Below are 20,221 nucleotides of genomic sequence, written 5' to 3'. Positions count from 1 at the left end.
CTAAACATTAGCGGTGTCTTCCAGATGATTTGCTTTCTTCTTGCCTGGCACTTTCAACCACTTGGTTTTCAGCGGATTCCTGATTTTTTTTAGGAGCCTCAAACTGGTCACAGATGGCTACACGCTCGCCCGCCCGAATCAACTTGGGGAGATAGGTGTCAAGGGCATGGTATGGAAAACCTGCCATGCTGAGCGGCTTGCCCTCAATGTCCTTGGTGCGATTACTCCTGGTGAGTGTGATGCCAAGTATTTTGGAAGCTTTTTCCGCATCATTGCAGTATGTCTCGTAGAAATCACCGCAGCGGAATAGCAAAATGGCATCCGGGTGCTTGGCTTTGAGGTCGTAGAATTGTTTAAGCATGGGAGAGAGGCTGGCAGCAGCCACCGCCTTGGTCTCTGCCTTTGTCGTTTCTTCCTTGGCTTCTTCTTTTTGCTTATCTTCCTTCTTGGAATCCTCCTCTGTTTTATCTTCTTGTTGAACAGGCTTCTGAGCGACATCCTCAGTCTGTGCCTCCTGCTCGGACTTGTCTGTACCTACAGCGACAGTATCTGTGCGACCCTTACGCAGAACATCTGCAAAGAGACTGGCAGCAAGATGCTTCTTGTAGTCCTGCATGTCATCCGCGAGCCAAAGGCGTTGCCATTGAGAGGGGGTGACCTCACGAGGTTTGAGCTTCTCTCCGTTTACCGTAGGCAAGCAGAGGATAACACTGGGTTGTGTCTCGGTAGCCTTGGTCTTGAAGATGTTGACTCTCTCAATCTGGTTGAGTTCTTCGGGAGTCGCATCGCTCTTGAAAATGTCAACCCTCTGTTCGGGCTTCTCTGTGGTGGCAAGGTAGTATTTCTGCGCCATATCCTGACGCATCGACTCTGTCACTTCCTCGTTACCTTGCTTCACGGTCGTGAAAAAGAGGTTGACATCTGTTTTGTCAGGATAGACACAGAAGCTCTTCTCGTTCTCTGGCTTCATGTAGAGTGCCCACTTGCCGTCATCGTCCCGCATCATGAGAATCCTCTCGAAGTCAACGGCACCAGAACGCTTGACGGCATCCGACACGTCGAGAAGGGTGATGGTGTCTAAGTTCCATTTGTTGAGCCGGGCAACGGAAACAGCCTTTCCGTCAAAGAAACTGTCGTCAGGACGATAGCCCATGGAGCCATCGGCATTGTAGAAGGTGACCGTGTCATAACCTTCTTTCTGCAAAGCATGTTCGATACGTCCTTTGTTCATTCCTGGAATATCATTGTCTGCACCCAACGACGCTCCTTCGGGAAGAACCACATCAGCCATCTTGCTGCTGGGGTCTTTGACGATGACAAACTCCTTGGTGTCCCTGTTAGGCAAGGTCTTGATTTCGTCTGCCACATAGAAATGCTTCGGAAGGATGCTGCGGATGGCGTTAATCTGTTTCTGTGCTGCCTGGCTGTTGAGCTCTACTTTCTCTCCTCTTTCAGCTTTGTGGAGCATATCAACGGCATTGTTGACATCCCTCTCGACGATGTCCACTAAACAGGGGTTTTCTCTGAGTTCCCTTGACCAATAATCGGTCATCTTCAAGCTTTCAGGAGAGAGTTTTGCCGAAATGCCCAATTCCTGCAACTTGACGGCAGTGGCAACCTCTACAATCAGGCGTTCCTGCTTCTCGGCATCTTCTGGTGAGGTCTTGCCGTTCTTAACCCCCATTCCTTCACGGGCAAGGCGTTGCTGATGACCTGTGGCAGAGACAAGGAGAGAAACGGCATCTCTTGCGTAGTCCTCATAGTGCTCGTAGGATGAGACTTCTGGCAAGAAGATGACATCCTTCGCGCTGTCGTAATGTGCCACTCCAGATGAGTCGGGACGGATTTCAACCATATACTGACCTGCACTTGCCAACAAATTCTCTACTCTATGTCGGATCTCTTCTGAGGCTGCTGCCACATCGGCACGGTCTTCCAACCGCCCGTAGTCCTGTACTACCTTCTCATAGGAAGTCTTGTCAACCATGGGTAATGTGGTCTGCTCTATATTGAACAGTGCACGAACCTCACGGGTTCGGATGCCTTTGTAGTCGGACTGTTGCTCTGCTGACAGGGTTTGGTAGTCGGCACGGCTAATCCTGTCATCAGGATTGCTCTTGCTGACATACTCGTTCCAGCTGTACCATAGGAATGGCACGCCTTTTTCCTTGGTCTGTACGGATTCCCCTCGTTTCTTGGCTTCAGAGAACAGGGTGTACTGGTTGGTCTTGTAGTTGTGCTGGTCTGCGTGCATGCCCAATATGATGGCATTGAAGGGTGATACCTGCAAATGCTTCTGGTAGAGTCCGGGAGCCTTACGGCCTTTGTTATCCAACCAAATGCCTCCATTATCCTTGGCTTTCTCAAAAGCATGGGTGAACAGTTCCACCTGACGTTCTGCGGCCATCTTCTCTTGTTGATTCTTTTCTGTCATAATTCAGCTGTCTTTGTTATCCTTTGTAGCCCAGCACTCCAAGTACCTTTGTTTCAGTGATGGACTTTACTTCCCAATCGGACAGGGTGTCCGACATGTGTTCCCTGAGCAGACGGTCTGCCTCTGTGGTATTTGAGGCATTGACATAGATGGTCTGCGGCGAGAACTTCTTTACCCCTGTCTCTGCATCTTCACTAACCAATGATACAACGGTCTTGTACCAGTGATTGTCTTCATTCTCCTCTTCGTGGAGGATTTCAGTGATGGGCTCACGTGAGATGGCCGTGATGTCGAAATCTCTTGTACCAATGAGGTCGGTAGCTGCCTTGGTGGCACGCTTCTCCGTCTCAGTGAAACTCTCTGCATCGACAAGATACTCTTCACTGACTTTCTTCTGCTTTCCCGTGTCGAGAACTTTGCCGTACTTGACACGGAACTTATACCAATATCTTTTCATATCTGATCTGTTATCTTTGAGCAAGTGGTCTTACAATGGTCTGTCGCTCGTTTGCCTCATAGTTCTCAGATGCCATCTGGCGCATCTGGTCATGCCTTGCCAATACGGCATTGGCAAGGGTGTTGAGCGGTAACGCTCCCTGTTCGTAGGCATCAACAACCCTGTCAGGAAGAGCAATGGTGCAGGGTACACGGTCTATCGTCGCAACAAGGCAGTTGGCACGTATCTCGGGATTGACGATACGCCCATTGAGGGGCTCGTTTGGATAGACACGGTAATGAGTCTGTGAGTGGCTTGTCTCTGGATGTTGCTGTTCCTTAAAGTTGTCCATCGCTTCATGCCCAGCCTTGTTGATGAGGTTCAACCCTCCCATGCCAATGAGTACCAACTTTAGGATGGGGTTTTTGACAAACATTCCTGCAACAATGGAGACGATAGGCATCATGTTGTCCTTCAAATTGATGGACTTCGTCTTGCCAGTAAACAATCCTACAAGCATATCAGGAAGCATGGCCAACACATAGCCAAGGTTATGGGTTATGTCTCCAATCCCATTCAGTCCAAAAGAGGTGAGCAATCCCTGCCAACCGTCCATATTGGTCTGTTCTGGAGTACCGGCAGCTTGCTCTGCTGGTGTCTGCTCAGGTGATGCGGGTGTTTCCGTCGGTGTTTCCTCTTCTGCGACTTCCTTGCTTTCTGCTGTGGAGCCTTGCTTCTCCTCCTTTTGCTCTTGCTGTTTGACCGCCTTCTGTGCTTTACGATATTCTTCTTCCATGCCAGGACGGATGACAAGGGGAACATCGGAACGGTCTTCATGCTTATCTGCAAAATGAGACAAGACAAGATCGCCGCCGACCCAGGTGGCAGCAGTCTTCCAGCCACCGCCAAAACCTCCCATACAGAGGAGGTCGGTGACAGAACCTATGGCACGTCCTGTATTCTTCTCCCATGCTGACGGGTTATAACGTCGCTCGGCTTCTGCATCCATGCTTTTTTCCAAAGGTGATTTTGCCACCTCTTGGGGAAGGTAGAAAAGGGTGCTTGTGGCTGCTTTCCTGATGATATATTCAATGGATGAGCGAGGAATCTTGTCCTTTATCATCTTGTCTATCATCTTCTTCTCCATGGCAGCATCAACCGTGACTCCTACGAACTTCAACTCTTTCTTGACCATCTCGATATAGTCCTCAGTGGTCTTGGAGTTCCACTTTCCTGTATATCGTAACCTGTCATTATAGGATTGGGTTGCTGCCATACCTCCGTCTGGACCAATGGCACCAGCCATCAAGCTGCCGAAAGAAAAGGAGTGTTCCCTAAACTCGTCCGCCTGATTTCTCAAAAGCCTGTCCCGAACGTTATCCATAATCGGGATTACCTTTGTTCTGAATATTTTGTCTTGTTCTGACTCTGCCATAACTGATACATTAGAGGTTTAATTGATTGAGGATTTGTTCTCGGGTCTGCTCGATGGCGTTGTGATAGACCTCCATCTGCTTCGGGAAATACTCTTCAAGCCATGCGTCTTTCTCAATATTGTCATTGATGAACTTGATGGCGAGCTCACGTTCTATCTCGATGGCGGATTCGCCTGCTTCGCTGTTGTTAAACCATGCTTTTGTCCACCATCTGATACCTGATTTGTCTGGATAGACACTGACAAGACGGGGAATATCGAAACTCTGTACGTCAATCTCCTATCCCGCCAGTGGATCCACCAGACCACTCGTCGCTATGGCTCTGTCTTGGGCTTTTTTTTTTCGACAGCACTCATGCTTGACAGGAATATCTGATGTCGCAAGGCAAGATAGTTGAGGAAATCGGCTATCAGCAGGTTCTGCACTCTTTCTGCAATGGGTATGCTCTTGGCTCCCATGCCCAGTGGGTTTGCCATGCTTGGAATGGTCTCGAAGAAGTAATGCTTCATGGCAGACATGGTGAAGATGTTGCGCAAGGCAAGCTCCGTATGCTCGGGTAAGACGTAAATGCCCTTACTCATGTCTGTCATGTAGTCTGGGAAAAACCGCATCATCAAGTTCTCAATCTCTTCCTGGTCTTTGTCGTATGCAGTGCGCACATCCATGTCCAAGGTGACGAACTGTGGCGCGGCACCAGGTCTGCCATGCTGCTCCATGACCTTCAGGTTGCTGTAGATCATCGTCAGAAACTCCAAAGGGTTGAGTTCCTCTCCTTTGTATTTCACCTCGATGTGCAGTGAGCTGCCACTGACGGCAATAACCTGACCTGCCTTGACCTCTTTCCCGTAGTTGGCAAAGATATTGCTCAGGTGGCTGTAGATGACTTCATAGTCCCCGTAGCGTGTGACTTGATAGATACCATGAACGGCATCATTGCCCAATCCTGTGACCTTGCCGGTAGCCACAGCGGAAAGGAGGTAGTTGTTAACCTTGAAATCTACTCCATGATTGAAGAAGGTTTCTCCTGTTTGCGGATGTTTCTGCTTGCCATATCCAAGGCTCATCTGCACATCTCCGTTTCTTTCCTCGAATGGCATGCAATAGCCACTGTCGGAGTGCAGCATCATTTCTTGTGTAAATTGCATTGTGTACTCTTTTATGTTGTTTTGTTTATCTGCGTCTTCCACCACCATTGGTATGCTCGACTTCTGGTTGCTTGCTCTCTGATGGGGTGTTATGTGATGCCCTGCTGCCTCCAAACACTTGATTCAGACTGGAATTATTGCCTATCATCATCATGCCGAGAACGGCTCCTGCTATCTTGCCAAGCCACCCGAAACGCCCGAACACAAGCAGAGCAGACACGATAAGCCCTACTATGCTCAGTCCTGAAACGTTGCCACGACCAATGTTGCTGAAGAAATTTCCCATCATGTCACCGCCATGACCAGAGAACATGGCACGGAGGAAACCTGACATGCCTTCCCATTTGCTGTCAATGCTTTCAACGGCTCCATTGACACCGTTGCTGAGACCATTGACAGAGTCTTTTATGTCACGGACACCTTCACTGATGTCTGAAATGGTATCGCCAATCTTGTCTGTAGTCTTTTCTCCGATGACAGCATCGCTTACAATGCCTACCACACTCTTGTCTGTGGTGAGCTTTTCCCAACCGATATAGCCGAGTGCTCCTCCGACTGTCGCAGACTTTACTGCCGTGCCCATTCCTCTCAACGTCTGTTGCGGATGTAGTGCGGCACTGCCCATCGTGGAGAATGTCGCCTTTGTTGCTCTACCGCCAAGACGGAGAGCAGTTTTCAATAATGATGCCCAACCCATGGTTCTATGATATAATTGATTGTTTGTTATTTTGTTATCCTGATATGTCTTATACTTTATCTAAACTTGGCATTTCTCTTCCAACGTTCTTTGCATTGCTGTACGATGGTGGGTTTGTCAGCCTCGCTCCTGGCATTGTAGTCAATCTCTGCCCAGACATCTGCCAGCGAAGTGTACTTTACTGCACGTATCAGCCTTTTGAGTTTCCTGTTCATGGTTTTTAGTTTGGGACGGATGCCAAACAATACCTCCAGACGTTCCTTCTCTGTCATCTTGGTCTCTGACAAACAGACCTGCCTTACGTCATTCACAATATCAACGCTGTTCATGATGAGTTCCCTATACAGCTTGTTTCTATTGGAGGAAAGGGCTACTGCAAGGGCATTGGTGGTGTGAGTGCCAAGTTGCTTGGAATATGTCCCAAGCTGGTCGATGAGTCGGTCTATCTCATGATAGAAGCCATATATCTGCGCAGCATAGGTGATGATGCTGTGGAACTTGTCGAGGTAGTCATTGAACTCTTTCTGCAGGTTAGAGGTGCCTTCCACCTCTTCCTTGATCCAGATATGTCCTGTGGATTCCAGAAGCATCATCTTCTCTTGTTGCTTCAGCTCCTTCTTGGCTTTGTCTGTGTACATGAGTATCATTCCTGCCAATACAGGGTCATTGCCCTGGGCAAGAAGACTCACGCCTTTCCCGAAGAACAGGATGGTGAGAACAACCATTCTTATGTATGAACAAATGCGAATACTCATGTTGTTATCCTGAAACAATCTTTTATTATGGTGTTACTACATTGGCACACCTGCGCCATCTTCCCAGTGCCTGGGCGGCAATCTCTGCGTTGCTTCTGTCTATCATGCCTGCGGTCACATTGTTCCATACATCTGCCATGGTGTAATAGCGGATGCTGAGACACAGGCGTGTGAGTTTCTTGTTAAACTGGGCAAGCCGGTCGTTCAACTCCCAAAGGGTTTTGCTTCTTTCTGCTCCTGTCAGCATGTTCTCGTTGCCTCCCTTGGCTATGGCTTCTTTGAGTGTGGTATATACAGTGACGAGTTCCGTGGCTGTCTCGATATAGAGGTTGTTCATACTCATCGTCGCTACAATGCCCTGGGGATTGGATGCGATAGCCTTTCGCAAAGAGCAAAGGTTGATGAAGAGTCTCACTCCGTCATCATATAATGAGGTGCATGCTTTCAGCGTGGAGGCATAACCCGATGCTGTTTTCAGATAGTTGTTGTACTTCTTCTCCCATTTGTGTATCTGAGTAAACTCTGCTGCGATGGTGTTTTGAAGAAGTGCAGTCTTTTGTTGGTCCTCAATCTGATGCTTGATTTGACCATTGATAAGGTCATTGCCCTCTGCCAAAGCAACATACTCCAGAGGATTGCTGGAAACAATTTGGGCATGTGCCCTTGTCCCAAACAGGAGCATGGCAAGGGCGATGGCAGAGACGATCATCCACCTGCCATCGTATTCCTTGGCTATTGTTCTGATACGCATAATGATGTTATCTGTTGGTGATTTCATAGATGCCCTTTCTTCGCTTGTTGTATTCCACTCTTGTACGTACAATGTTTACCACATCGATGTTCTCCCTGATGCCGTAGATGTCGAGCTTGGGATTGGTGCGGTCGCCGCTGAAAATCCATACGGTCTTCAAGCCGAACAGCTGTTCAAGTATATCACGGTTCTCACTGAAGTCAACGACTCTGTACAACTCAATGTAGTCGCTGGTTCTCGTCAAGACTCCACGCTGGATGATGAGCTGCTCCGAGGTGATGATGTATCTCAGCTTGTGGAGATACAGGCAACCATAGAGCATGAAGCATGTCATGATGGAACCGAGAACGACAAACGGCCACTTGTAGGTGATGCTGTCATGTCCTGCTACGAGAAAGAGGGCGCAGCTGATGATAAACGCCAAGCCCTGAGAGATGATGTATTGTGACCAGTGGGGGCGCAACGTGATAACCTTGAATCTGTGGATGATGTCTTCCATATTCCTTATCGCTTAAATCCGTGATGTTTAGTTTCTTCGTTCTCCTCCTGTCGCTCAACAGTCAGGTCTATGCCGTCATCGTCAAAGGCTGTTTCTATGACATCGGTGAGGGCATACTGCTTCTTGTCCAACAACTCGTCATTGAAATCCTTATAAGCTTCTGATGGAGCCTCCCGTATGGTCTTGACAGGTTGAAGACTCTGTCCCTCCTTCACATTCAGTTTCTCGAACAATGCATCCTTGAACTCTTTATATGCCAGATTCATCTTGTCCGCAGCATCCTGTTTGTCTTCCTGACATAAGAAAGGGGAATAGTGATACTCCAAGGCTTCTTCCCTTGCTGAGTCATATTTGAGATAGAGCTCTCGTAACGGCTTGGGAAGTTCATCGTATTGCTCGTCATCAATGGCAAGCAAATCCTTCGTTGTCTCCAATGGTTTTGGCAGGCTCTCTATAAAGGGTTTCATCTCAACTGCCACTTTGTCCGGGGCTACAGGACTCATAGCTCTCGCTATCTCCTCAAAGTTTACGGCAAACTGTTTACCTGCCATGTCATTGTCGAAAGCAAGGTGAAACGTGGCATTGGGGGCGTGGGTGATGAGACCATGAATCTGTCCGTAGCTTGGGTTTCCTCCTGTGGAGACAAAGACTGCCGATTTCAAATCACGCCGTCCCTGATAGTCCAATCCCGACTCCTGCTTCATGCGCAGCTGAAAGAAGGACATGGCATCATAGGCACTCTCGAAGATAAAGACATGCTTGGCATCTTTCAGGTCTGTTCCCTTGGGGCTGGCCATCCATACTCCTTCGCTTGCATTGCTGCCTGCCGCCATTCCTTTTCGGGCTGTGCCGTCCTTGCGTGGATAACCTCTTTCCTCGAATCCAACACATCTGTCTGGTTGCCCGGGAATGTGCATGGGAAAGGAGAGGTTCTTGTAGATGCTGCCATCTATGTCTGTCTTTGTAGCAAGTACAAAACTATCATGAAAGGCACAGCGTGTAGCAAAATCTATCCCTCTGGACTTGAAGAAGGCATAGAATGGCTTCTGAGAGTCAAAGTCATTGGGATGGAAATGCTGAACTTGATAGTCCTTCATATCGAAAGGCTTTCCATCACGCACGGGATCAAAGACTCTCTTTCTTGTTTGCTCTACAGGCATATTGAGAAGCCGCTGGCACACTTTATGGACAAGGGCAGACTCTTTGATACCTTGCTTGTATTCTGAGAAGAGGTCTGGATGCTCCCAAATGAAGGAGGTGACGGAGTAGAGCTTGATTGTGGGTGGCTGGAAACAGCAGTTGCGACCAGGGCTGACAATGTATTTGTCACCACTGATTCTGCGTCCGTCACTGTCCAAACGGACATATGCAGGATAGCGCAAGCCATCACGCTTGTAGAGCGTATAGCCTGCGTCTTCCAACACGTCCCGGATGTCAAGACGATTACGGTAGTTCCCAAATGTCTGTTCGTCTGTCATTGGCAGAAAATCTGTATTTTATGGTTTACCTTCCATGTCCCATGCCTACGCCATGTTCTCCTGCATTGAGCCCTGCATCGAAGGCTCTTGAAGCGAGGTCTTGGGGTGAGTCAACACTGCCTTTGAAATAGACGTGAGGACGTGGGTCGTGGTGATGTTCTACAAATACGGCAGGTGCGTATCGGTCTCTGCCTAATTCTCCCATGACAGCAATGCCGGCAAGGAGGGCTCCTCCTATCTTTGCACCGATGTTTGACTGCATACCTGGCACATTCTTCATATCGACTTCCTTGAAGATATGAGAAAAGAGCTTCATGCGATGATAATCATCGATGGCCATGAATTTGTCATACTGCTTTTGGGTAATCTCATGGCTGATACTTTCACCGTTGATGACGGCGGTCATGCGGAACAGGGCATTGCCTTTCTCGTCTTTCTGTATCTCGCCCTTCTCGTCACGGACAGGCTCCACCTTGATGTCATCGACCTGAACTTCTCGTCCGTGCTTGCCTTCGCGGAACCATCCTTTGCCTTCATTTATCTCGTAAAGACTGTTGCCATCGACATGGGCCACACTGCGGTCTTCTGGCTCGACTACGGCTTGATCGTCATAAACAAGTGGCTGTGATTGGTCGATAACAATCTGTTGCCGGCTGTTGAGTTCCGCTTCAACCTCGGGGGTGAGTTTCAGACCTATCTGCTCTTTTGAGTTGAGCATATCCATAGTCAGCTTGTCCTGAAAATCATTCTTGATGACATTGTTGATGAGGTCAATGCGATTCTGAACAGGCACTTCCTTGATGGAGTTACTGGTGAGCTTTCTCAACTCTTCGTCGGTAAGATCATAGACAAAGTCTTGTCGGGTCGCTGTGGACTGGATAGTCAGTGTTTTGCTTGTTGGGTCAATGACAATGCCATGAGAAGCAAGGCACTCCTGCCACTTCTCGTTACTGAAATAGACCTTGGAGGTAATCAGCTCGTTGTATGGCTTTGCGGGTTCTGTAGAACGAGGGCGCACCTCCACAGGGGGAATGACAGATTGCAAGTCTGACAATACGTCCTGTGAAGGTTGCTGCACCATGTTCTTTTGTCCACCTTTATAGTAAAAGCCGTAGCCGCCGCTCTGCATTTCGCCTGGTTTTATCCTGCCGTCAGGACGTTCTGGCACCAAAGGTGCTCCTTGCATAAACATGGCTCCACCGACACGACGCATGTGGAATCCTTCCTGGTTTCGTGGTGTCCATCCAAGGAAACGTCCGTGGTATGGATCCATCATCATGTGGGCGCATCGTCTGTCCCATGGCAGTCGGCCATATTCACCTACGCCTATACGGTAGCCGTGAAGTCCCATGGCCACACGTCCGTTGGCATTGCGGGCATGTACAAAATTGCGGGGCATATAGAAATCATTGCTCACGAGGGAGGCAAAGGTGTTGTAGGCTTTCTTGTTGGCTGAATTGGTGCCCCAGTCAACGAGGTCTCTCATCTGCTGCACTGTGATGGAGTATGTCAGCAGGGGAGAGTCATGTCCTTGGACTGCAAGCTGATAACCTTCTCCTTTTCGGATGATGTGGGCTTGCATTCCATTGCGTCGGAGTATCTCCTGAAGTTCTGGAGACAGGTCTCTTCCTACTGGTAATGAGTTTGATCTGATAGACATATTCTATAATGGTGTTACATTACTTATTCACCGGCTTCAATCTGCTCACCCTTCCAATCGACAAATTCCTCTGCCGATTCTTCATTCACGACGAGATTTCTCTCCATGCAGTAAGCGGTGTATTCCTTCTGCCATTCTGGTGAGTGATGGTTGATATAGTCGAGCCAGCCATATTCTCCGCTCTGGACTTTCTCCACGAGCACATCTTCTGGGTAGTATTTTACATTTGCCATATTGTTTTGTTTTTGAGGGTTGTTACTGTAGGCTTCCTTTTGTTTGGTATATGCCCTTATACTTTCTCTTTGTTGAAAGAGCATGTGGGTGCAACGATGGTGTGCTACTCAAAGCTTGATGGCTTTGGCTCTGCTCTTGTTGTTCAGTTCGTTCCACATCTCTTCTGTGTAGCTTTCCTCGGGTACATAGTCGAGGTTACCTGCTTCTTCCATTGCCCAGCAGCCAAAGATGCCAAAACTGTACTTGTCCCATTCACGCTTGCCTTCACGCTTCCAGACCATGTCGTTGCCTGCTGCGAAACGGATGCCAGTCTTTGCATTGAGGTCTATACCAATGGAATATTCTTCCTCGTCTTCAATGATGGTGAGGATGTCTCCGTTCTGCAATTTCTGCATCTCTGCGCCAGTGAGGTGATAGCGGTCGGCGATATACTGTATGTTTCGACCAATGACAGGGGTCGGAACGCTCATGACCTGCTTGCTTTCCGGATCAAGCTGGAAGAAAGACTTTCCACCAAGCTCCTTGCCGACCTCGTTGCTTTCTAAATGTCCAATGATCGGCTTTCCTGCAAGAAGGTTCTGACTTTGGGTCTCATTGAACAATTTGAGGTCATACTCGTCAAGTTGGGGATAGAAGAGTACATCGACACCACCTTCTTCCGTTCTAACAAGACAGAATCGGGTTCTTGCCTTTACTTCTTCACCATCGTCTGCCGTGATATGTACAGGCAAGACTGGTGACTTCCTGCCATTGTAGATGTTCTGGAGGACATCGGTAGGCAGGTCTTCTATCATGGTCTGCGTCAGACCGAAACGTTCGAGGATGTCAAAAGGCATCTCGTTCTCTTCAAAACTGTAATTCATTTGCTTTTTTTCAATTATACATTATTCTTTATTTGACTCGCTTCCATGTGCCGATACGTAAGGATTGACCGCTGTGTAGTCAGCCAATTCGAAAGCAAAGTTACGGTTGATATATTGAAGTAGATTTATGCGTCAGCTGTTATCGTGTTAGTTTTATATATCGTTATGATAGTTGTATGATTTTTGCTCAATAATCATACTATAAGCATAAATAAAGTTAGGGAGAAAAAGCCAGTGCATTAGGTTTTAGTTATATAAAATCCAGTCTGACTATCTTTGCAGAATGAAAACGAAAAGCATACTCATTTCTATACTCTTACTCTTTGTATCATGTTCTGTTACTCGTGCCCAGTTCAACACTATCGGACAGGTAAAGAGTAAGCGTATATACAAAAAGAAAAATCCACAGATAACAGTGCTGCCTGCTTCTGTGGATAGTGTTGCGTCAATAGATTCCGTGGAGGACTTGCCTGATGAAGAATACATGAATGGATCTGTTACAGGCAGTAGCAACCTCTCTGATGGTCTGTTGCCGTTCCTTCATGCTTCGTTGCCATTGAAACGCATTCATATAACTTCTCGGTTCGGTATGCGGCATCATCCTATCTTGCATAGGTACTGTATGCACAATGGGGTGGACTTGAAAGCTCACTATGAAAATGTGTTTTCCATGTTCCCAGGTAAGGTGGTGAGCATTGGACAAAACAAGCGTTCCGGCAAATATGTTATTATACAAACAGATAGTTATTCTATCAGCTATTGTCACCTGTCTTCCATTCTTGTTCGTGATGGGCAGTATGTCCATGCAGGAGAGGTCATTGCCGTCTCTGGGAATACCGGCCTGTCAACAGGCCCCCACCTTCACCTAACAACAAAAAAAGATGGTAAGGTCATTGACCCTGCCATCCTTTTGAACTATGTGAAAGGAATGATTACTCCTTCTTGCATTTAATCCATATAGCGTCACTACCCATTGACATCTTCAACTCAGAGGTAGTTGATGTTACAGAAATAATTTCATAAGAAGCGTACAACTCGCCACCAACATATGTGTTTACCGTGTTGCCCTTAATAGACCATGTGCCACTTCCTGTGCCAAAATAGCCAGAACCATAGTATGTACCATCGGACTTGAAGGAGGCATACGTTGTCTTGAATGGCCAGTCCATGTAGCTTCCAGACTGACTCGTTTTTACTTCGGTTACCTTCCATGTGCCAACAATGGCAGAGTTGTACTGATTGTCATCATCATCATCGCTGCATGAGACAAACGCAAGTGATGTTACCACAAGGGTAAGGAGTAAGAATAGATACTTTTTCATAATACATTTTTTTATTTTACAGTTGCTTTTATTATAGGCTTTCCAGCTGGATTCCTCTTATCCACTTCATATTGATTCGAATACTTTCCTGCGGGCAGGTCTGACAGTACGAATGCATTACATTTACGACCGGCAATGACTTTGTCAGTAGCAGCGGTATTAATAGCTGTGGCAATCAAACTTGCAAGTGCTCCAAAGCCGCCACCCCCAGAATTGACACTGGTGTCAACCGAGATTTCACCTTCCCTTTGATAAAGAGTTTGTCCAGTCTTTGTTGACCGAAGAATGTATTCGATATTGACTTTGAGTTTTCCACCTACATTGTTTCTGCGCCAATCCTTGATGATGGTGAACATGACGGCATCTGCGCCAAGCACATTCCTGAATGTCGTCAGATCGTTTTCAAGAAACATCTCGGCATCATAGGCACTCTCTTGCTGGAACATCTCCATGGTCAGATAGGGAGAATAGACGTAGTAACCTTTTTCACAGAGAGGCAGATACATGGTGGTATAGAAAAAATCCTTTGCCTCTGCATGGGTCGTCCTGTTGATGGGAGGCATTACTGCTATAGCCACTGGCTTCTCATCATACATAGCAGCATACTGTTCTCCCATCGTTTTTGGGGTAGAGCACGAAGCAAGCGTTATTGCTACAAGTGCAAACAATATAAGTTTTTTCATTTTTCAAGCTGTTTAATGATTCGTGAAATGTAAGTATCAGACTCAGGATAGAGTTCCACTTCCTTTTTCAGGAAAGCGAGACCCTCATCTTTCTTTCCGGTCTTGTAAAGGAGATAGCCATACTCAGCATACATTCCTGGTGGCACTACGCCCCTCACACCCCTTTGCTTCTCGGTGATTTTCTTGTACTGCTCAAGTACTTTGACCTGCAGTTCTTCTGTTGATCTCTTATGGTACTGATACGTCGCATCCTCATAGTCATACCAGGAGTACAACGTTTTGGTCGTTGTGCAGGAGCTGACTGCCAACATTGCAGCTATCACTGCTACGGGAAAAATAAGTTTCTTCATCGCTATGGTAATATTATTTGTTTGACTTCCTGTGTAGAGACGAATATCTTCTTCTGATACAACGTCTTTCCATCACATTTCACCACGAGGCTCTTGGTACCTGTACCGATGCCGTATTGCGTGCCTCTTCTGTTGGCTTTCTTCGATTTGACGACTTTTGCCGTAAACGGTTCGGCATTGTCGATGGTCACTTGAACCTCTTTGCCGCCATATTCTTTCTGTCCTACAAACAGGAGGTAAGCCATGTCCTCTTTACCTGTCTGCTGTGCTACGGGGAAGTTTGCCTTGCATCCTGTCAACAGTGATGCTGCCGCAAACATACAAAAGATTGCCTTTTTCATTTTGCTTGTTCAATAATGTAGTTCGACATGTTCGTAGAGTCAATCGTCTCGTCTGAGGTGACCTCTACAAAAGAATACTCTGTCTCTGGAGTGTCTCCTCCTGTCATGATGACTTTTACTGTTCCCACCGATTTGCCGGGCAGGGTAATCATCACACCTGTTTGTGGGTTCTTCACCTTCTTGCCCTTAGTCATGATATTGAATACCATGCCCTCTTTGACACCCTGGCTGTTGCCGCCAGCAATGAGCGTGGCATCACTGTCACAAGAAAGGAAGTAGGTCTTCCACGGACTGTTCGTGCATTTGTTGATGATGTTCTCCACCAGTTGGCCAATAGCCTCAGAGATAGCCTTGTCGCTAAGGGTTGCATCATAACCAGCTTTTCCACCCACACCCATTGTGGTCTTTGTCGTAAGCTCAGCAGAGCCCTTGGCTTCATCAGAATAGATGATCAGTCCAGTAGAAACGTCAACCAGTCTGATAGAGACTGCGGCTTCCACCGTCTGAGTCTTCTGTGAAGAGAACACACCACTCTTACCCGTGTCCTTACGGCCAAACTCCGTGATAGAGCCAATAATCATGTAGTCAGCACCAATAACAGAGGCGGAGGTGCCTCCCTTTTGACATTCTTCCAGCAATGTGGCGAGGTCACTTCTTTCCAATAGGAGGAACTTGCCAGACGAGGCCAATTTGGACGAGAAAATGTCGAGAGCCTGTTTGCCCATAGGGTCATTCTCTCTATCATAGAAGATACCCTTGGCATACTGCGTCTCATTCGTGAAACGACCAATAGCGACTTTGCGTTTCAATACCATGCCGTCATCCTGTGCCGCCTGGACGGTAGGTTCTACAACCTCAACTTTGCGTTGGGCCGACGCGCCAAGACAGATGGCGAACATCGAGAAAAATAAAATGACCTTTTTCATATGTTGCAATGTGTTAGAATTCAAAACCCAATTTCAATGTAATCGCCTCAGTATCAAGTTCCCTTGGACTTCGGGTGTAATTCATGCTTGTGTTGCTTGTAAACCTGTCAAAGGTCTCAAACTCCAGTTTCTCTGAAGCGTAACCAACAGCGAGGCTAACAGCCTGTTTCTCATTGATGGCAAACCGACAACCAGCTGACGCATTGACATACAGCCCTCCGTTATTTGTGACATATGTTCCACCCTTCACATCCACAAATGGAGACACCTTCTTCTTGCTGAAATTGCATCTGATATTAGCGAAGACAGGAATATCTACCTGACTGTCTCTTACATCGAGAGGAATATCCATATCCTTTGTTTCGTATGAAGACATGAAGTGCAGACCTGCTCCTGCGCCAAGGAAAAAGTATGGATTGAACTGATAGCCGTGAGATGTGTTTACCTCAAAACGATCAAACTCGTAATCACCGACACCGATGGAATAACCGGCATCAATAAAACCTCTGTAACACCCATTAGAACTCTGTGCATTGCAGTTGAGTGCGATTACCCAAATAATGGAAAGAACAAATGATATTTTTCTCATAAATATAAATGTATTAAAGTTTTGTTATTACTATCACGTAAATGCTACCTCTGAATATCGGGTACTACCAGTCACCATCATTTTCACAGTCATTGTCGTAGCCGCCACAATCGTAGGTGTCATGACAATCATAATCATCGTGATAACCGTGGTCGTAACAGCTATCATCGTAGCCTTCCTCATACCCATGGTCATAGTCGGAAACATGTCCATGCGTAGTAGGTTGCGAGCTGTTATACCTTGCCTTCTTAACGTTCTTAACGCTATTGATTACTGCGCCTGCAAATAAGAAATCTAATAGTCCCATACGTTTTACGATTTATGTTCAACTTATGGGTGCAAAGTAAAATACAACCTATGCAGTCTTTCTGCACAACAATGGAAAGTTTATGAAATAGCATAAAAAATCAGGAAGAAGTGACTCTTCCTGTTAAATATAATAGGTATTAGGACAATTTGAACGATTAGTCTCTTCAAATTATTCTTTATTCTTTGTTGGATAAACTCTATACACGGTGTTTTTCTCTTTTATCTCTTTTTTGAATGAAGCGATGTACCCAAGTCCTTTCAGATAATTAAGAAGTTCTAATTGGTAATGCTTACCTTCTAATGAAGGACGTTTACTCTTGTCTGTCAGGATCTCATATTTATGGCCTATAGCGCATAAAGCCTTTTCTATTTTATCAAAATTTCCGTTCGATAACTTCATATACCTAAGAGCTAATTGAACAGAGTTCCTCTCATCATTACAATGGCTGATAATGGCCATAGATACATCTTCGTCCTCATCTATGGCATCATCTCTCCTTAAATATATTGTAGCTAACTTATTTGCCAGTTTGGGCTGTATGCGGAAGGATTTGGGTATCGCATTCACTACTTCTAATGAAGAATCAGAAAAACCTATTTCCTTATTTATTACCAAAATTGCCAATTCTTCGGTCCAATTAAATGACCAAGTACAATGTGAGCGAAATTGTGGGTAAAAATGCTCTATGTAATGACAAAGAGCGGATGTGTCATTTATTACGCTCAGAACATCCTGATTAAAAGCCAATTTCTCCTTGTCAATTAGAATCCCCAAACGTTCATTCTCTAAAGTTTTTAGGGCTTTACATGAGTAGTCAAATACTGTGGTAAAGGTTGTTGCAAAGGACTTATAGGTAGAAATGGACAGAATATTCTTAGCCAGCAATTCCTCAAAGAGGTCGTTCGCTGGATCTTGTTCTCGTATTGTTATTGCAGCCAGTTCAGACACATAATGTTCCATGTAGTTGACTAACTCCTCTGTGACATTCTTACAGTGATTATAGTATGTCATTACATTATCCCAGGTCGGCGCAACAAGATAATCTTTAATAGCTAATGTGTATAACGAAGAGTCTATAATATCGTCAAAGTTTGCTATTTGATTATGCTGACCTTTAAGATATAGTTCCTTTGTCAGGGTCTCAATGTTGACGTTATTCAAAATGTAAAGAATGCTCTCTGTACTTTCATCCTTTTCCTTGTCATGAAGTAATTTGATGACCTCTCCAATATTTGAGTTGACGTTGTTTATTACTCTATTATTCTGCGTTGCTAAAATACGAGTATAATTAAGTGTATCAGTATTTAGGGTGCTGTCTGAGGGCATGAGGCGGTGGACAATAACAACTAAATTGTCAATAGAAAGCGTATAACTGTTGCTTTCAATGACACAGTCCAATATGTCATCATTATTAGCTTGAATACTTTCAAAAACACTTTCACATGCAATCTCCAGACATCTATCTAATCCAATGCTATCTACTCGATTTGTTAGGAATGTATAATTTGAATTCACCCACGCTTGCGTACAAGGCTCCAATTCACCACAGTACTTTAAGAAAGCTTCCGTGAGGGTCTCTTTCTTAATTGCAGGTGAGTTTACACACATTATTTCCCATGCTTTAGTTTTGTTCCATTTTACAATATGCTCAAAAACGGTTCGGTTACATTTCCCATAAGTGTAGTAATCCACCAAAAAGTCTAACTGTGGATTTTCGTTCTCCAAATGTTTCATAAAATGGTCAAAGTTCTCCTTTTGTTCATGTGTATTTGCAATATAATCAAGCAAGTCTATATTGAGAATTGACCTGTGTTCAAACATATATGGTTTCAGTTCTTTTACAAAATTCTCAATCTTATCAATATGATAGTCGTTGGGCTGGCATATTTGGCGTTTGATGTTCAAAAGCAGTTCTCTATCAGACTGTGATACCATTCCTTCATAGAAATATGATATGTAGTCATAGTATTCCTCGTCGATATAACCACGGCGAAGAAATACATCCTGCATGGGAGTGAGTTGTATGGACTGATACAACTCTGATTCAGACAGGTTATATTGGGATATAATGTCTTTAAGCCGTAAAGATTTCACTGCTTTTTGTTCATTCTTGGTTTTCTGATATTGTACTTGAAATTTACTCGGCTCTTTCTCCAATAGAGTGATTCTACCAAGGTAGTTCGTGTCTTTGTCTATTGTTTTCAAATCGATAGAACCAGACTTTGAGGATATTCTGTCATAATAATCATAATATTCGTATCGTATAGAAGATTGTGTGATTAGTTTATCAAACAATCCACTATCCTTTGCAATGTCTTCTAATACACAACATTTATCACCAAGGCATATTCTATACATTCTATTATTTGTTGCGTTCTTAATTCTATAGAGTAGCAATAGTCTTAGCTCTTCTATTTTGATATGCTTTTCATTAAAATAAGCCTCTTCCTCTTTTTGTATTTCCTCACTTCTCTTCTTAATGCCTTTGATGGCATCTTCTACAAATTGACGTTTTTTGCTTATACATGAATACACTTTCCCCTCTCTGCGATGTAGTTGTGCAAAGTCTTGGGGATAGTAGTTCTTGTACACTATCATTGCCAATAACTTTGTAAGGTTTAACTTTTGAGCTTGACCAGTACATAGTTTTTCCCTATATTGCTTATACTCATTTACGATATTGGTGAGTATGCGCATATCTTGGATAAAGAATGCCATTTCTGACAGATCTTCATCTGGTATTTCGTTCTCTTCAAAGCCCTTAGAAATGAGTAGTTCTTTTAATTTATCCTTTGAGTTCGAAGGGTTTATTACAGGTATGACTGTTGTGATATAGTCAAAGAACTTAGTGCGCTCTTCGTCCTTAAATACATCGTCCCTAATTGCATATACGAACGTAATGTGTCGGCCAACAATCTTAGATTCGTTGACCAATTGGTTAAGTTCCCTGAGTTTCAAGAATATGTTCGACGTTCCGAATCTATCTAGATCTTCTATGATGACAACATTGTATTTTGTTACTTGAAAGAAGTACAGAATCTCGTCAAGATGCTTGTTGAATATGGAATTATCCTCAACTAATTCGATTTCTCCGTCTTTAAGATTCAGTTTATTAAGCTTGGAGTTACCATACGACCTCAGTATATATCTGAATAGGTAAAATAAGGCATACAATAACCAAAGAACAGCAACACAATCAAAGGCTGTATTCCAGAGATTACCAAAATTGAACAGTTGATCCTAAAATCCGCAACTATCATCCAATACACGATTAAGGGTAGATTTATGAGTCGTTAGTAGCAGCTTTCAGTA

22 protein-coding genes are annotated in these 20,221 nt (G+C 45.2%); 1 reads left to right on the top strand and 21 read right to left on the bottom strand.

Annotation, left to right across the window (positions count from 1 at the left end):
- Window positions 1-7: 7 nt before the first annotated feature.
- The 13 genes from I6E38_RS07710 to I6E38_RS07650 all read right to left on the bottom strand — a co-directional run bounded on the left by I6E38_RS07710 (window position 8) and on the right by I6E38_RS07650 (window position 12,388).
- The gene (locus tag I6E38_RS07710; RefSeq protein WP_235393420.1) at window positions 8-2,434 is read right to left on the bottom strand and encodes a MutS N-terminal domain-containing protein; all 2,427 of its coding nucleotides are present in this window, start codon (window positions 2,432-2,434) and stop codon (window positions 8-10) included.
- Window positions 2,435-2,450: 16 nt separating this feature from the next.
- Window positions 2,451-2,891, bottom strand: coding sequence for a DUF4494 domain-containing protein (locus I6E38_RS07705; RefSeq protein ID WP_235393419.1), 441 nt, complete (start codon window positions 2,889-2,891; stop codon window positions 2,451-2,453).
- Window positions 2,892-2,901: 10 nt separating this feature from the next.
- Window positions 2,902-4,305, bottom strand: a complete 1,404-nt coding sequence (locus I6E38_RS07700) for a hypothetical protein (protein ID WP_235393418.1) — start codon at window positions 4,303-4,305, stop codon at window positions 2,902-2,904.
- Between the two features lie 10 nt (window positions 4,306-4,315).
- Window positions 4,316-4,582, bottom strand: coding sequence for a hypothetical protein (locus tag I6E38_RS07695; protein WP_235393433.1), 267 nt, complete (start codon window positions 4,580-4,582; stop codon window positions 4,316-4,318).
- Window positions 4,583-4,620: 38 nt separating this feature from the next.
- Window positions 4,621-5,451, bottom strand: coding sequence for a M23 family metallopeptidase (locus tag I6E38_RS07690; RefSeq protein ID WP_235393417.1), 831 nt, complete (start codon window positions 5,449-5,451; stop codon window positions 4,621-4,623).
- A 25-nt stretch (window positions 5,452-5,476) separates the two neighbouring features.
- On the bottom strand, window positions 5,477-6,148 hold the full coding sequence (locus I6E38_RS07685; protein ID WP_235393416.1) for a hypothetical protein: 672 nt from the start codon (window positions 6,146-6,148) through the stop codon (window positions 5,477-5,479).
- A gap of 56 nt (window positions 6,149-6,204) precedes the next feature.
- Window positions 6,205-6,873 (bottom strand): hypothetical protein, encoded by a 669-nt coding sequence (locus I6E38_RS07680; protein ID WP_235393432.1) that lies wholly within the window; start codon window positions 6,871-6,873, stop codon window positions 6,205-6,207.
- 55 nt (window positions 6,874-6,928) lie between these two features.
- Window positions 6,929-7,681, bottom strand: a complete 753-nt coding sequence (locus tag I6E38_RS07675) for a hypothetical protein (protein ID WP_407936650.1) — start codon at window positions 7,679-7,681, stop codon at window positions 6,929-6,931.
- A complete protein-coding gene (locus tag I6E38_RS07670; RefSeq protein WP_027324264.1) occupies window positions 7,662-8,153 on the bottom strand; it encodes a PH domain-containing protein in 492 nt (163 codons plus the stop codon). The genes I6E38_RS07675 and I6E38_RS07670 overlap by 20 nt, the downstream gene beginning before the upstream one ends.
- Window positions 8,154-8,158: 5 nt before the next feature.
- The gene (locus tag I6E38_RS07665) at window positions 8,159-9,631 is read right to left on the bottom strand and encodes a toprim domain-containing protein (protein ID WP_235393415.1); all 1,473 of its coding nucleotides are present in this window, start codon (window positions 9,629-9,631) and stop codon (window positions 8,159-8,161) included.
- A 25-nt stretch (window positions 9,632-9,656) separates the two neighbouring features.
- Window positions 9,657-11,291, bottom strand: a complete 1,635-nt coding sequence (locus I6E38_RS07660; RefSeq protein WP_235393414.1) for a hypothetical protein — start codon at window positions 11,289-11,291, stop codon at window positions 9,657-9,659.
- A 23-nt stretch (window positions 11,292-11,314) separates the two neighbouring features.
- Entirely contained in the window at window positions 11,315-11,524 is a 210-nt protein-coding gene (locus I6E38_RS07655; protein ID WP_027324261.1) for a hypothetical protein, read from the bottom strand.
- A 108-nt stretch (window positions 11,525-11,632) separates the two neighbouring features.
- Window positions 11,633-12,388 (bottom strand): DUF4099 domain-containing protein, encoded by a 756-nt coding sequence (locus tag I6E38_RS07650; protein WP_235393413.1) that lies wholly within the window; start codon window positions 12,386-12,388, stop codon window positions 11,633-11,635.
- Between the two features lie 283 nt (window positions 12,389-12,671).
- On the opposite strand from I6E38_RS07650, the gene I6E38_RS07645 reads away from it, so the two are divergent.
- A complete protein-coding gene (locus tag I6E38_RS07645) occupies window positions 12,672-13,340 on the top strand; it encodes a M23 family metallopeptidase (protein WP_235393412.1) in 669 nt (222 codons plus the stop codon).
- Here the strand turns inward: I6E38_RS07645 and I6E38_RS07640 are convergent.
- The 8 genes from I6E38_RS07640 to I6E38_RS07605 all read right to left on the bottom strand — a co-directional run bounded on the left by I6E38_RS07640 (window position 13,321) and on the right by I6E38_RS07605 (window position 20,143).
- Window positions 13,321-13,677, bottom strand: a complete 357-nt coding sequence (locus tag I6E38_RS07640) for a lipocalin-like domain-containing protein (protein ID WP_235393411.1) — start codon at window positions 13,675-13,677, stop codon at window positions 13,321-13,323. The two genes, I6E38_RS07645 and I6E38_RS07640, sit on opposite strands and share 20 nt — an antisense overlap.
- A 44-nt stretch (window positions 13,678-13,721) precedes the next feature.
- Complete coding sequence (locus I6E38_RS07635; protein ID WP_235393410.1) at window positions 13,722-14,393, bottom strand: GNA1162 family protein; 672 nt, start codon at window positions 14,391-14,393, stop codon at window positions 13,722-13,724.
- Window positions 14,390-14,743 carry a DUF4810 domain-containing protein gene (locus tag I6E38_RS07630; protein WP_235393409.1) on the bottom strand — a complete coding sequence of 118 codons (354 nt, stop codon included), beginning with the start codon at window positions 14,741-14,743 and terminating at the stop codon, window positions 14,390-14,392. Before I6E38_RS07630 ends, I6E38_RS07635 begins: the two co-directional genes overlap by 4 nt.
- A gap of 2 nt (window positions 14,744-14,745) precedes the next feature.
- Complete coding sequence (locus I6E38_RS07625) at window positions 14,746-15,084, bottom strand: hypothetical protein (protein ID WP_235393408.1); 339 nt, start codon at window positions 15,082-15,084, stop codon at window positions 14,746-14,748.
- Complete coding sequence (locus tag I6E38_RS07620; protein WP_235393407.1) at window positions 15,081-16,010, bottom strand: CsgG/HfaB family protein; 930 nt, start codon at window positions 16,008-16,010, stop codon at window positions 15,081-15,083. Before I6E38_RS07620 ends, I6E38_RS07625 begins: the two co-directional genes overlap by 4 nt.
- A gap of 13 nt (window positions 16,011-16,023) precedes the next feature.
- On the bottom strand, window positions 16,024-16,599 hold the full coding sequence (locus tag I6E38_RS07615) for an outer membrane beta-barrel protein (protein WP_235393406.1): 576 nt from the start codon (window positions 16,597-16,599) through the stop codon (window positions 16,024-16,026).
- A 64-nt stretch (window positions 16,600-16,663) separates the two neighbouring features.
- Complete coding sequence (locus I6E38_RS07610) at window positions 16,664-16,906, bottom strand: hypothetical protein (RefSeq protein WP_235393405.1); 243 nt, start codon at window positions 16,904-16,906, stop codon at window positions 16,664-16,666.
- A gap of 171 nt (window positions 16,907-17,077) precedes the next feature.
- Window positions 17,078-20,143: a YobI family P-loop NTPase gene (locus tag I6E38_RS07605; RefSeq protein ID WP_369681302.1), complete on the bottom strand. Its 3,066-nt coding sequence runs from the start codon at window positions 20,141-20,143 to the stop codon at window positions 17,078-17,080.
- Between the last annotated feature and the right edge of the window lie 78 nt (window positions 20,144-20,221).

The organism is Leyella stercorea (assembly GCF_021531355.1).
GTDB lineage: Bacteria > Bacteroidota > Bacteroidia > Bacteroidales > Bacteroidaceae > Prevotella.
The sequence above is the reverse complement of the archived record's forward strand: the minus strand, read 5'-3'. Positions and strand labels throughout refer to the sequence as shown.

Coding starts and splice junctions, on each gene's coding strand:
- I6E38_RS07680 (WP_235393432.1), bottom strand. CDS start 6,873: ATGGTTGTTCTCACCATCCTGTTCTTCGGGAAAGGCGTGAGTCTTCTT.
- I6E38_RS07685 (WP_235393416.1), bottom strand. CDS start 6,148: ATGGGTTGGGCATCATTATTGAAAACTGCTCTCCGTCTTGGCGGTAGA.
- I6E38_RS07665 (WP_235393415.1), bottom strand. CDS start 9,631: ATGACAGACGAACAGACATTTGGGAACTACCGTAATCGTCTTGACATC.
- I6E38_RS07610 (WP_235393405.1), bottom strand. CDS start 16,906: ATGGGACTATTAGATTTCTTATTTGCAGGCGCAGTAATCAATAGCGTT.
- I6E38_RS07635 (WP_235393410.1), bottom strand. CDS start 14,393: ATGAAAAAACTTATATTGTTTGCACTTGTAGCAATAACGCTTGCTTCG.
- I6E38_RS07710 (WP_235393420.1), bottom strand. CDS start 2,434: ATGACAGAAAAGAATCAACAAGAGAAGATGGCCGCAGAACGTCAGGTG.
- I6E38_RS07660 (WP_235393414.1), bottom strand. CDS start 11,291: ATGTCTATCAGATCAAACTCATTACCAGTAGGAAGAGACCTGTCTCCA.
- I6E38_RS07620 (WP_235393407.1), bottom strand. CDS start 16,010: ATGAAAAAGGTCATTTTATTTTTCTCGATGTTCGCCATCTGTCTTGGC.
- I6E38_RS07645 (WP_235393412.1), top strand. CDS start 12,672: ATGAAAACGAAAAGCATACTCATTTCTATACTCTTACTCTTTGTATCA.
- I6E38_RS07690 (WP_235393417.1), bottom strand. CDS start 5,451: ATGCAATTTACACAAGAAATGATGCTGCACTCCGACAGTGGCTATTGC.
- I6E38_RS07625 (WP_235393408.1), bottom strand. CDS start 15,084: ATGAAAAAGGCAATCTTTTGTATGTTTGCGGCAGCATCACTGTTGACA.
- I6E38_RS07700 (WP_235393418.1), bottom strand. CDS start 4,305: ATGGCAGAGTCAGAACAAGACAAAATATTCAGAACAAAGGTAATCCCG.
- I6E38_RS07650 (WP_235393413.1), bottom strand. CDS start 12,388: ATGAATTACAGTTTTGAAGAGAACGAGATGCCTTTTGACATCCTCGAA.
- I6E38_RS07705 (WP_235393419.1), bottom strand. CDS start 2,891: ATGAAAAGATATTGGTATAAGTTCCGTGTCAAGTACGGCAAAGTTCTC.
- I6E38_RS07675 (WP_407936650.1), bottom strand. CDS start 7,681: ATGAAATCACCAACAGATAACATCATTATGCGTATCAGAACAATAGCC.
- I6E38_RS07615 (WP_235393406.1), bottom strand. CDS start 16,599: ATGAGAAAAATATCATTTGTTCTTTCCATTATTTGGGTAATCGCACTC.
- I6E38_RS07670 (WP_027324264.1), bottom strand. CDS start 8,153: ATGGAAGACATCATCCACAGATTCAAGGTTATCACGTTGCGCCCCCAC.
- I6E38_RS07630 (WP_235393409.1), bottom strand. CDS start 14,743: ATGAAGAAACTTATTTTTCCCGTAGCAGTGATAGCTGCAATGTTGGCA.
- I6E38_RS07655 (WP_027324261.1), bottom strand. CDS start 11,524: ATGGCAAATGTAAAATACTACCCAGAAGATGTGCTCGTGGAGAAAGTC.